General features: G+C 65.9%; 11 protein-coding genes. 1 reads left to right on the forward strand and 10 read right to left on the reverse strand.

The features are described from left to right. Positions 1–111: 111 nt before the first annotated feature. The gene (locus RIN79_RS07440) at positions 112–831 is read left to right on the forward strand and encodes a 2-acyl-glycerophospho-ethanolamine acyltransferase (protein WP_309084007.1); all 720 of its coding nucleotides are present in this window, start codon (positions 112–114) and stop codon (positions 829–831) included. Between the two features lie 6 nt (positions 832–837). Here the strand turns inward: RIN79_RS07440 and pssA are convergent, their stop codons facing one another. From pssA to RIN79_RS07490, 10 genes are all read right to left on the reverse strand, one after another. After that, positions 838–1,653, reverse strand: coding sequence for a CDP-diacylglycerol--serine O-phosphatidyltransferase (pssA, locus tag RIN79_RS07445; RefSeq protein ID WP_309084008.1), 816 nt, complete (start codon positions 1,651–1,653; stop codon positions 838–840). 2 nt (positions 1,654–1,655) lie between these two features. Next, positions 1,656–2,354 carry a phosphatidylserine decarboxylase gene (locus RIN79_RS07450; protein WP_309084147.1) on the reverse strand — a complete coding sequence of 233 codons (699 nt, stop codon included), beginning with the start codon at positions 2,352–2,354 and terminating at the stop codon, positions 1,656–1,658. A gap of 114 nt (positions 2,355–2,468) precedes the next feature. After that, complete coding sequence (locus RIN79_RS07455; protein ID WP_309084148.1) at positions 2,469–3,413, reverse strand: aldo/keto reductase; 945 nt, start codon at positions 3,411–3,413, stop codon at positions 2,469–2,471. Positions 3,414–3,476: 63 nt separating this feature from the next. Further along, positions 3,477–5,351 carry an ABC transporter ATP-binding protein/permease gene (locus tag RIN79_RS07460; protein ID WP_309084009.1) on the reverse strand — a complete coding sequence of 625 codons (1,875 nt, stop codon included), beginning with the start codon at positions 5,349–5,351 and terminating at the stop codon, positions 3,477–3,479. Between the two features lie 4 nt (positions 5,352–5,355). Continuing rightward, positions 5,356–5,712, reverse strand: a complete 357-nt coding sequence (locus tag RIN79_RS07465) for a metalloregulator ArsR/SmtB family transcription factor (RefSeq protein WP_309084010.1) — start codon at positions 5,710–5,712, stop codon at positions 5,356–5,358. 88 nt (positions 5,713–5,800) lie between these two features. Beyond that, positions 5,801–7,921, reverse strand: coding sequence for a LysM peptidoglycan-binding domain-containing protein (locus RIN79_RS07470; RefSeq protein WP_309084011.1), 2,121 nt, complete (start codon positions 7,919–7,921; stop codon positions 5,801–5,803). Positions 7,922–8,073: 152 nt separating this feature from the next. Beyond that, the gene (gene rarD / locus RIN79_RS07475; RefSeq protein WP_309084012.1) at positions 8,074–8,997 is read right to left on the reverse strand and encodes an EamA family transporter RarD; all 924 of its coding nucleotides are present in this window, start codon (positions 8,995–8,997) and stop codon (positions 8,074–8,076) included. A 9-nt stretch (positions 8,998–9,006) separates the two neighbouring features. After that, positions 9,007–10,617, reverse strand: a complete 1,611-nt coding sequence (gene cimA / locus RIN79_RS07480; RefSeq protein ID WP_309084013.1) for a citramalate synthase — start codon at positions 10,615–10,617, stop codon at positions 9,007–9,009. 52 nt (positions 10,618–10,669) lie between these two features. Further along, positions 10,670–11,626 carry a prolyl aminopeptidase gene (gene pip / locus RIN79_RS07485; RefSeq protein WP_309084014.1) on the reverse strand — a complete coding sequence of 319 codons (957 nt, stop codon included), beginning with the start codon at positions 11,624–11,626 and terminating at the stop codon, positions 10,670–10,672. Then, on the reverse strand, positions 11,623–12,114 hold the full coding sequence (locus RIN79_RS07490; RefSeq protein WP_309084015.1) for a GFA family protein: 492 nt from the start codon (positions 12,112–12,114) through the stop codon (positions 11,623–11,625). Before RIN79_RS07490 ends, pip begins: the two co-directional genes overlap by 4 nt. Positions 12,115–12,162: the final 48 nt, after the last annotated feature.

The raw sequence follows: 12,162 nt of genomic DNA on the forward strand, positions 1-12,162 counted from the left end.
TACCGGGAAACGGAAGCGCTGGTTGCACGTCAGGACGCCATTCTTGCAGATGCCTTCTGACGCGGAGACTTTGGTTGCTGCGGGAAACATCCCGGTGAGGAGAAATACGGAATGCCGACCGCCCTTGCGCTTCTATGCGCGATCCTGGCCTTTTGGCTGCTCGCGTCAGCCTATTGCATGCTGCGGCTCGGGATCAGTCTCCATCAGGCGGTGCTCTATGCGCCGCTGAAGCTGTTCTTCCGCATGAAGGACGGGCCGATCCGTCAGGCGCGCGGCGCGGCGCCACCCGTCATCTACGCGGTGTGGCATCGCTCGAAACTGGAGCCGGCGCTGATGCTGGCGCTGCTCCCGAGCGACACGCTGCACATATTGGATGAATATTCCGCGCGCGCCGCCTTGATCGATCCCTACCGCGCGCTGGCGCGCAACATCGCCTTTAATGCGCATCATGTCTTCGTCAGCCGCAGGCTGGTGCGCCGCCTGAGGGGCGGCGGACGGCTTGCGGTCTATCTGCCCGACAATACGGCGCCCGACCCGAAAGCCTTCCGGCTGTTCCGGGCGATTGCGCGCATCGCCGCCAACGCGGAAGCGCGCATCGTGCCGATCCATGTGGAAGGCGCGGAACAAACGTCCTTCTCGCTGGCGTCCAAGGAGGTGAAGCGGCGCCTTGCGCCGCAGCTGCGCGTCACCACCATGGAGCCGCTGACCATCGCGCAGATGGCTGCTCTCTCAGGTGAGGAGAAGCCGATGGGCGCCAATCTCTTCTTTGACCGCATGCTCGCCGTGCGCGGGTTGACGCGGCCGCGGGGCGAAACGCTGGATGCCGCCTGAGCCGCCCTATTCGGCGGCGCTCTCTTCCAGTCCCCCCTCCTCCCTCGCCGCCCGCTGCGAATAGGCACGCACGCTCCAGGCGAGCGAGACGAGGTACAGGATGGCGGACACCGCCAGGGTGAGCCAGGGATAGCTGGCGAGCAGCAGAGCGCAGAGCACCACGGCCAGGATGAGCGGAATCGCAAGTTCGCGACGCACGCGGCTCCCAGACGCCTTCCCGGAATAGACCGGCAGGCGGCTCACCATCAGGAAGGCAATTGCGAGCGTATAGGCGCAGGCCGCGAATGCCACTGCACGGGTGGGCTCCAGCCCGAGAAATCCGAGATAGACGGGCAGCATGACGAGAACCGCGCCCGCCGGCGCGGGAACGCCAACGAAGTAGTCCGCCTGCCAGGCCGGGCGGTCCGGATCGTCCAGCATGACGTTGAAGCGGGCGAGCCGCAGCGCGCAGGCAATGGCAAAGAGCAGCGCGGCGATCCAGCCGATGGCCCCTGCCCCGTCGAGCAGATAGGCATAGAGCACAAGGGCCGGCGCCACGCCGAAATTGACGATATCGGCGAGCGAATCCATCTGCTCCCCGAATTTCGACGACGCCTTGAGCATGCGCGCCAGGCGGCCATCCACGCCGTCGAGAAAGGCGGCTATGAGAACCATGGCCACGGCCATCTCCATGCGGTGCTCGAAGGCCAGCCGGATGCCGGAAAGGCCGGCACAGATCGCCAGCACAGTGATGAGATTGGGCACGATGACGCGCAGCGGAATTTCCCGGATGCGCGGTCCAGCGCCGCCGTGAGGCTCGAAGGGAGGAAAGGGCCCGGCCATCGCTACGACACCCGCACCAGCGGCGGCGGCGTATCGCTGCCGAACTCGGCGATCACCGTCTCGCCGCCGACAGCCACCTGGCCGACAGCCACGCGAGGCCGCACCTGCGGTGGGAGATAGACGTCGACACGCGAGCCGAAGCGGATGAGGCCGAACCGCTCGCCGACCGAGATCTCGCCCGGCGCCTCGGCCCAGCAGAGGATGCGCCGGGCAATCAGCCCGGCGATCTGCACCACGGCGACCGCTCCGTGCGGGCTCTCGATGACCAGACTGTTGCGCTCGTTCTCCGTGCTCGCCTTGTCCAGATCGGCGTTCAGGAACTTGCCAGGGCGGTGCTCAATGAGCGAGATGCGCCCGCGCCCCGGTGCGCGGTTGATATGGCAGGAGAAGACGTTCATGAAGACGGAGATGCGCGTCATCTCCCCGGAAAGGCCCAGTTCCGCAGGCGGGATGGCCGGACCTACAGAGGAGACGATGCCGTCCGCGGGCGCGATCACCAGCCGGTCGTCAACGGGCGTGACGCGCGGCGGGTCACGGAAGAAATAGGCGCACCAGGCCGTCAGCAGAAGCCCGATCCAGAACAGCGGCTCCCAGATCAGGCCAAGAATGACGGAGCCGATGGCAAAGCCGGCTATGAAGCGATAGCCCTCGCGGTGGATGGGAACCAGCGAGTTTCTGATCGTGTCGGCTAGGCTCATGATCCTCCGCGCCCTGGGCTGCCTTAGGTGTTGATCTCCTATCGGAAAGGACCGGATGCTGCAACGCGGGGCATGATTGCGCCGGAACCGGCGAACCCGGGCGAGCCTCCGACGTGCTTACCGCCCCGCCTCCGTCAAAAGCTGCAGGTCATCTTCGCTCAGCTGCAGCCTCGCCCCGCGCATGAGGCTTTCAAGCTGGCGGACCGAGGTGGCTGAGGCGATGGGCGCGGCGACACCGGGTTGCGCATTGATCCAGGCGAGCGCGATCTCCGCATGCGCCGCACCCGTGCTCTCGGCCACCTTGTCCATGGCCTCCAGGATGCGCATCCCCCTAGCGTCCAGATATTTCGCCACACCCTGTCCGCGCGGGCTTTGGCCAAGATCCCCCTCGGACCGGTATTTTCCCGTCAGAAAGCCTGAGGCCAGCGAGTAATAGGGTATGAGGCTCAAGCCCTCTTTCAGAACGAGCTCCTGAACTTCCCCCTCGAACTTGTCGCGGGTGTAGAGATTGTATTCGTTCTGCAGCGTCTGGTAACGCGGCAGGCCTTTTTCCCTGGACGTGGCGAGCGCTTCGCCCAGCAGCTTCGCATCATAGTTGGAAGCGCCGACATAGCGGACCTTTCCGGCCTTGATCAGCCGGTCATAGGCCGAAAGCGTCTCCTCATGGGTCACCGTCGGATCGGGCCAATGGCTCTGGTAGAGATCGATATAGTCCGTCTGCAGGCGCGTCAGCGAGGCCTCGACCTCCTTTTCGATCCACTTGGCCGAGAGGTCCTTCTTCCCCTGGCCCATATCGGAGCCAACCTTGGTGAAGATGTGCACCTTGTCCCGGTTTCCGCGCGCCTTCACCCAGCGGCCGATGATCTTCTCGCTTTCGCTGTCATTCCCCGGCACCCAGCGGGAATAGGAATCGGCGGTGTCGATGGCCGTAAAGCCTTCGGCAACGAACGCGTCGAAGACCGCAAAGGACGCCTTCTCGTCGGCGGTCCAGCCGACCACGTTCGTACCGAGCACAAGCGGCGCGATCTGGATTTCGGTTTGGCCAAGGCGGCGAAGCATCATCATACGATCTCCTGAAAGACGGCTCGCGCTAACATAGAGGCGCCGGCCGCCATGTCGACGTCTCTAGTAGCTCGGCACCTTGCGCACAACCACGCCCATCTCGTCCGTCTCGCGGGCGCGCCGCAGGCGCTCCTCCGCCTCGTCCGCCTCGCGCTGGCGGGCCCACATATCGGCGTAGAGCCCGCCCGCGTCGAGCAGCGCGCGATGCGTGCCGCGCTCGGCGATGCGCCCATCCTTGAGCACAATGATCTCGTCGGCGCGGATCACGGTGGAAAGCCGATGGGCGATGACGAGCGTCGTGCGGCCCTGGCTCACCAAATCGAGAGCGGCCTGGATCTCCTGCTCCGTATGAGTGTCCAAGGCGGAGGTCGCCTCGTCGAGAATCAGGATCGGCGGCGCCTTCAGGATGGTGCGGGCGATCGCCACGCGCTGCTTCTCGCCACCCGACAGTTTCAGGCCGCGCTCGCCGACCATGGTCTCGTAGCCCTCCGGCAGACTTTCCACGAAAGTGCTGATCTGCGCCAGTTCCGCCGCCCGCCGCACTTCTTCCTCCGTCGCATCCGGGCGGCCGTAGCGGATATTGTAGGCGATCGTGTCGTTGAAGAGCACCGTGTCCTGCGGAACCATGCCGATAGCCGCCCGTAGGCTTTTCTGGGTCACATCGCGTATGTCCTGCCCATCGACAAGGATTGCCCCCTCCTGGATATCGTAGAAGCGGAAGAGCAGGCGCGAAATCGTCGACTTGCCCGCTCCCGAAGGGCCGACCACCGCCACCGTCTTGCCGGCGGGGATCTCCAAGCTGATGCCTTTCAGGATCGGGCGCGCCGGGTCATAGGCGAAGACGACGTTCTCGAAGCGCACATGGCCTTGCATCACACGCAGCGGCCTTGCGCCCGGGCGGTCCTTCACCTCCGGCGGAACGTCGAGCAGGTCGAACATCTGCTCGATGTCGGTCAGCCCCTGGCGGATCTCCCTGTACATGAAGCCGATGAAGTTGAGCGGCACGGAAAGCTGCATCAGCATCGTGTTGATGAAGACGAAATCGCCGATCGTTTGCGTGCCGCGCGTCACTTCCCAGGCGGACAGCGCCATGGAGGCCATCATGCCCAGCCCGAAGATCACGCCCTGGCCGAAATTGAGCCAGCCGAGCGAAGTCCAGGTCTTCGTCGCCGCTTCCTCGTAGCGCGCCATGGAGCTGTCGAAGCGCCGGGCCTCCATGTCCTCGTTGTTGAAATATTTGACCGTCTCGAAATTGAGGAGCGAATCGATCGCCTTGGTGTTCGCCTCCGTGTCGGAGTCGTTCATCTGCCGACGGATATGGATCCGCCACTCGCTGGCCTTGATAGTGAACCAGACATAGAGCCAGACCGTGACGGCCATGATGGCCACGTAGAGCCAGCCATAGTTGACGGCGAAGATCGCCGCCACGAGCGCGAACTCGATCATGGTCGGCACGGCGCTCAAGAGCGCCAGCCGGACGATGGATTCGATGCCCTTCACGCCGCGCTCGATGACGCGGGAAAGCCCTCCCGTTTTGCGCTCCAGATGGAAGCGCAGCGACAGCGAATGCATATGCACGAAGGTGCGATGGGCGAGCTGGCGCACCGCGTGCTGCCCAACCCGGGCGAAGAGCGCGTTGTTGAACTGGTCGAAGCCGATCTGCACGATGCGGCTGATGTTATACGCAACGACCAGAATGATCGGGGTCGCCAGGGCGATCGGCAGGTAGTCGGGCAGCGGCTTGTCCGACAGCGCGTTGGTCGCCCATTTGTAGAAGAAGGGGACGAAGACCAGCACCACCTCGGCAACGACGAGGAAGAAGCCCGCAATCGCCACCCGCATCTTCAGGTCGGGCCGGTCGCTCGGCCACATATAGGGCCAGAGATTGGCCAGGGTGCGGTGGAGGGAGGTATCGGCGGAAACGGTCTTTTGGGCCATCGGCTCAGATTTTCTCTTTCTGGGCCGGGGCGGCACCGGCGGCGCAGTCGGAAAGGAAGGCGTTGACGGCGCCCGACAGCGCCAGAAGCGCCTCACGATCCACCGCGTAGTTGGAGCGCTGGCCCTCCGGCCGGACGCGAACCAGCCCGGCCTCCAATAGCACCTTCAGATGCTGTGACACGGTCGACTGGGCAAGGGGAAGCTTGCCGACCACGTCCTTGCAGCAGCAGGCGTCAACGCCGGAAAGATGGCGCAGGATCTCGATACGGACCGGGTGGGCAAGCGCGGCGAGGCCGCGCGCGAGATCCTTCGACGCGCAGCAGCGGGTTTCGGAAGCATGTGGCTCGTGTGAAGCTTTCATCGTCTATCGCCGATAAACGATGAAAGGCGGAATTGCAATAGAAGTGCCCGTCTCGGCGGGTAGCTTCGGCTTTGCGGTGGAAGCCTGCCTAACGGCTTTGCGCGCGCTCCGCAGCCTTGCCCGGCGCCACAGCCTGTCCGTCGATAGCGCTGAGATCCGCGCTCTCGCCTTCCTCGGTCTTTTCCGGCACGGTAAAGATCTGGCCCGGCCAGATGCGGTCCGGGTCCCTGATCTGCTGCTGGTTGGCGAGGTAGATGGTCGTATAGCGGACGCCTCGGCCGTAGACCCGGCGGGATATCTGCCAGAGCGTATCGCCGCGTCGGATGATGACTGCGCCATCCACCGGCTGCAGCGCCGGCGCGACCATTTCGGGGACGGTGTCTTGCGAAGCTTCGTCCGGCGCAGCAGGCGCTGGCGGCGGCATCGTGGCCAATGGCGGCGATCCCGGTGCGGCGGTAGCCGGCGTGCCTGAGGCAGCGGCCGGCGGAACGGCCTGGGCGGGCTCCTCTGCCCGGGGCGGCGCCGCGGGCGCGCCGGTCTCCGCCCGCGAAACCTGACCAGCGCTGGACGCCTGCGGCGGCGGCGTCATTGCGGGCGGCGGTGGCGATCCAGGGTCGGCCGGCGCGGACGAATCGGAGGCAGCGACCCGCGGAGCCTCATCCGGCTCCCCCGTCCCCTGAGACGCTGCAGGCGCTGCGGTGTCGGCGCGCGCGACCTGCCCAGCGCCGGACGGCTGCGCAGGCGCTTGATCGCTGACGGCCGGAGCAGGCTGATCGGCAGCGCTATCGGCCGGCTGGCCTGCCGCCGCATCCGGATCTGCGGGCATATTCGTCGCTGCGGGAGCGGGATTCGGCTGCTGCGCTCCCTCGCCGGCAGGCGCGGGGGCAGGCGTCTCGGCGACGGTTGCTTCGCTGCTCTCCTGCGGCGCTGCGCCCCGCGCCATCGCATCCGGCGCCACCGCGGCAATATTGTCGCCCTGGGGCCGCTGGAAAGGAACGGCCGCGCGGGCGATGACCGTCGTCCCGTCCTGCCCCAGCACATCGGCCCGGATGATATAGTCGCCTACCGGAAGGTCGCGCTCTGCCTCAACGAGAAAGCGGCCGTCCGGAGACGCCGTCGCCTGACCGAGCAGGATGTCGTTGGCATAGACGCGCAGGAGGCTTCCGGGGCTGGCGCTGCCGGCGACGAACACCTCCCGGCCGTCGATCTCCACCGCCTCGATGAAGGGCGGCGCGTCCTTCGCCGGCGCGGGCAGCGCCTCGCCGACGGGGGCGTGGGGGCTCGGCTCGGCCGTGGGTGCTTGCTCAATGGCGGCCTGCTGCGAAGATGGCGGTTCAGTGGAGGCCACCTGATCGCCGGCCTCCGCGGGCCGTCCGGGCTCTGCCGGTGCGTCCTGAGGCTGCGCCTCCGCCACGGCAGATGCTCCTCCATCGCCAGTCGGCTCTCCCGCCGGCGCGGCGTGCTCGGGAGCGGCCGGGGCCTCGGCCATCGCTGCTTCTCCGGCGGGCTGAGGCGGCGCATCTGTCGGTGCCGATTCCGGGCTTTCGGCCGGCGCGGCATCGGCGCGAGCCTGCTGCTGCGGTTCCTTGGCGGCTCCCGGAGCTGAAGCTTGGGGCGGCGGAGCGGAGATGAGCCGGCTCGGCTCGCCCGGTTGCTGTACCAGGGCAACGAGCTGCCCGCTCTCGTCAGAGGGGACCGAGACGATGGCGGTCTCCAGCGAGGTCGCCGCCATGTTCTCACCCGATGTGGCGCGAAGCACGATATTGTGCTCGCCTGGCTTGAGCGGCTCATCGAGAACCGCGACGAAATCTCCCGTGGGGCCGGCTATCGTCCGCGCCAGCACCGAGGAGCCGTTCAGCACCTCCACCTCGGCGCCGGGGGCGGCGCGGCCGGCCACGACCAGCGAGCCGTCAGGCTCCGCGCGCAGAAGATCGAAGGAGGGGACGACCACTTCCTGCCTTGCCGCAGCGGCGGCAGGCTCGCCCGCATTTCCTGCCCCTTGGCCGGCCGGCGATTCCTGACGAGCCTCCTGCGTCCCTGCCGGCGCGCGCGCCTCCGGCTTCTGCGTCGGAGCGTCCTGCACCCGGGCCACACGGTCGGGCGATTGCCCCGAACCCGTGTCGAACATGCCGGTCAGATAAGCGGTCCCTGCGCCGCCAATCAGGATGGCGGCGACGAAAAGCAGAATCCTCAAGGCAGTATTGGACATCGCAGTCTCGTGGTTATTCTCTGCGGTCTAGACCTTTTTAACCACGTCGACAAGGCAAAGACCCCGGAACACCCTGGTTTTGCAGGGTTTGCAGCCAGCGCCGTTCTTTCCGCGATATGAGGCTCCCTTCCTTCAGAGGGAGGGACCCACCATCATCGAGCCTCCCTGGAGACCAGAGCCCTCAGCATCGGCCAGGTGTAAAGCGCAAGAGCCATCCAGATCAGCACGAATGCGATGGCGCGCACGGTGCTGAACGGCTCCCTGAAGAAGAACACGGCGATGACGAAGACCATGCTCGGCGCGATATACTGCATGATGCCGATCGTCGCGTAGCGCAGGAGCTTGGCGCCGAAGGCGTAGAGCAGGAGCGGGCCTGCCGTCACGGGCCCGCAGGCAAGGAGAAGAGCGATGTCGGCCGGCCGGTCGAGGCGGAAATGGCTCTCCCCCGTCCATTGCAGCCAGAGGATATAGGCGAGCACCAGAGGGCAAAGCATCAGCACTTCCAGGAAAAAGCCCTGGCTCGGGCCGATGGGCAACGTCTTGCGCAGGAAGCCGTAGAAGGCGAAGGAAAAGGCAAGCACCAGGGATATCCAGGGTACGCCGCCGCCATCGAGCGTAAGCACCAGGACGGCCACCGCGGCCAGCGCCACCGCCACGATCTGCAGGCTGCTCAGGCGCTCGCGCAGGAAGATGGCCGCCAGGGCAATAGAGACCAGCGGATTGATGTAGTAGCCAAGCGCGGTCTCGAGCGCGCGGTCAGTCGCGACCGCCCAGACATAGACGCCCCAATTCACCGTGATGATAGAGGCCGTCAGCGCCGCCATCAGCAGCGTGCGCGGGGATCGGAATGCCCGCTTCACATCGTCTGTGCGGCGCAGAAGGAGGAGCACGGCGCCCGCGATCGGCACGGACCAGAGGATGCGGTGCGCTATCACCTCCAGCGCGGGTATGTGGTCGACCAGCTTCAGGAACAGGGGCAAAAGGCCCCAGAGGAAATAGGCGGAAAAGGCGAAGAGGAAGCCGCGCATGGCCTCGCCCTCGTCGACGGGCGCCGCCGCCCTGACCGTATCAGCCATGTCCGATTTCTACTCGGCCGCCAGGCCGGTCCTTTCCCGGTTCTTCACCAGCTTATAGACGACGGAATCCATCAGGGCCTGGAAGGACGCGTCGATGATGTTGTCCGACACGCCGACGGTCCACCAGCGCTCGCCGGTCGAATCATGCGACTCGATCAGCACGCGCGTGATCGCCTCGGTGCCGCCATTGAGGATGCGCACCTTGTAATCCGTCAGCGCGAGGTCGGCAATCTCGCCCTGATACTTGCCCAGGTCCTTCCGCAGCGCGATGTCGAGGGCGTTCACAGGGCCGTGTCCCTCCGCCACCGAAAGCCGCGTTTCGCCATCGACCGTCACCCGCACCACGGCCTCGGAGACCGTCTTCAAATTGCCGCGCGCGTCGAAGCGGCGCTCCACCATGCAGCGGAACCCGTCCACGCGGAAGAATTCCGGCACCCGCCCGAGGATGCGCCGGGCGAGCAATTCAAAGCTCGCATCCGCGCCCTCATAGGCGTAGCCCTGCGCCTCGCGCTCCTTGACCAGCGAAATCAGCGTATCGAGCCGAGGATCGGTCTTGTCCACGAGGATGCCGCGCCGCTTGAGCTCGGCCAGGAAATTCGACTTGCCGCCCTGGTCCGAGACCATCAGGCGGCGGGTATTGCCGACCTTCTCCGGAGCGACATGCTCGTAGGTCTGTGGGTCCTTCAGGATCGCCGAGGCATGAATGCCGGCCTTTGTGGCGAAGGCCGAGGCGCCGACATAGGGCGCCTGCGGGTCGGGCGCCCGGTTCAGGAGCTCGTCGAAGGCATGCGAGACCCGCGAAATGCCCTCGAGCCCGGCCTTGGAGATGCCGGTCACGAAACGGTCCGCATAGGCGGGCTTCAGCATGAGCGTCGGGATAATGGTGACAAGATTGGCGTTGCCACAGCGCTCACCGATGCCGTTCAGCGTCCCCTGGATCTGCCGTGCCCCTGCTTCGACCGCTGCCAGCGAATTCGCCACCGCCTGGCCCGTGTCGTCATGGGCGTGGATGCCGAGATGGCTGCCCGGAATGCCCGCTGCGATCACAGCGGTGACGATCTCCCGCACCTCGGCCGGTTGCGCGCCGCCATTGGTGTCGCAGAGCACCACCCAGCGGCAGCCCGCCTCATAAGCGGCCAGCGCGCAGGCCACCGCATAGGACGGATTGGCTTTGTAGCCGTCGAAGAAATGCTCGCAGTCGACCAGCGCCTCCTTGCCGGCCGCGCGCGCGGCGGCGACCGAGGCGCGGATCGCCTCCAGGTTCTCCTCATTCGTGGCGCCAAGCGCCACGCGCACGTGATAATCCCAGCTTTTGGCAACGAAGCAGATGGCGTCGCTCGACGCCTGGGTGAGCGCCGCCAAGCCCGGATCATTGGCGGCGGAAACGCCCGGGCGCTTCGTCATGCCGAAGGCGACGAAGCGCGCACGGCGCGTGCGCTTGCGGGAGAAGAACTCCGTGTCAGTCGGATTGGCGCCCGGGTAGCCGCCCTCCACATAGTCAACGCCCAACTCCTCCAGAAGTGCGGCGATGGCGATCTTGTCCTCGACAGAAAAATCCACCCCCGGCGTCTGCTGACCGTCGCGCAGCGTCGTGTCGAAGAGATAGATGCGTTCCTTCATGCGGACACCTTTGTGCGCCGCGCCCCAGATTGCGAGGGGGTGCAAAGCCTCGTCATGATCTCCCCGCGAACTTGTCGGTCGCCCGGATCAGCCGGTCGAGAATCCCCGGCTCGGAGAAGGCGTGGCCTGCGCCTTCTATGATGTGGAACTCGGCGTCCGGCCAGGCCTTGTGAAGCTCCCAGGCATACCGCAGCGGGCATGGCATGTCGTAGCGGCCATGCACGATCACCCCGGGGATGCCTTTCAGGCGGCCGGCGTCACGCAGGAGCTGGCCATCCTCCAGCCAGCCGCCATGGACGAAATAGTGGTTTTCGATCCGCGCGAAGGCGATTGCGAAACCCTCTTCGCCGTGATGCGCGGAAAGTGAGGGTTCGGGCAGCAGTGTGATCGTCTCCCCTTCCCAGACGCTCCATGCCTTGGCGGCCTCAAGCCGCACCGAGGAGTCGGGCGAGGTGAGCCTTCTGCGATAAGCCTGGATGAGGTCGCCGCGCTCCCCCTCGGGAATGACGGAGACGAAGCGCTCCCACTTGTCCGGAAAAATTTCCGAGACGCCGAATTGGTAATACCAGGCGAGCTCGGCCTTGGAGAGCGTATAGATCCCGCGCACGATCAGTTCCGAGACGCGCTCCGGATGAGTCTCGGCATAGGCGAGCGCCAGCGTGGAACCCCAGGAGCCGCCGAAAACCTGCCACTTCTCCACACCCATCATCTCCCGCAGCCGCTCGATATCGGCCACCAGATGCCAGGTCGTGTTTGCCTCCAACCCCGCATGCGGCGTCGATCTTCCGCAGCCGCGCTGGTCGAAGAGCAGCACGTCGTATTTCTCAGGATGGAACAGCTGCCGGTGCTTTGGCGAAATTCCGGCCCCCGGCCCGCCATGCAGGAAGACGGCGGGTTTGGCCCCGCGCGCTCCCACCCGCTCCCAATAAATCCTGTGCCCGTCGCCGACATCCATCATGCCGGTTTCATAGGGCTCGACCTCGGGATAGAGCGTGCGCAATGGGGTCATCCTGCCCTCCGCGGCGGCCATTGATCGGTCTCGTGATCGGGGTGTTGCCAGGAGACGATGTCGGCCAGGAACGTCCCGGCATCGGCATCCTCCACCGTCCGCCCGCCCGGAAGCGTGTGCAGCGTGTCGAGATAAGGCAGCTTCGCCTCGACGCCCCACTGCCTGCGCGGCGCCAGCTCCTCCGGATGGTCGAAAGCGCCTATGGCGAGCGCCAGGTCGTCAGGCGATTCATAGGTGAGCGGCGTGCCGCATCGAGGGCAAAAGCCGCGCCGCACATGGTTGGAGGACTGGAAGCGCTTCGGCTCGCCGCGCGTCCATCCAAATTTCGCCTCGCGCACGGAGACGAGCGGCGCGAAGAAATTGCCGAAGGCCTTCTGGCACATGCGGCAATGGCAGATGGAGGGCTCGCCCAGCGCTCCCTCGGCGCGGAAGCGCACCGCGCCGCACTGGCAGCCGCCCGTGTAGATGGGCTGATTATCGAGGCTCATCGCTCCTCCTCCTGAAATGCTGGGCGCCACGCGGCATCGTCCGCCACG

The sequence above is a fragment of the Chelativorans sp. genome, from assembly GCF_031180965.1.
Classification (GTDB): domain Bacteria; phylum Pseudomonadota; class Alphaproteobacteria; order Rhizobiales; family Rhizobiaceae; genus Chelativorans.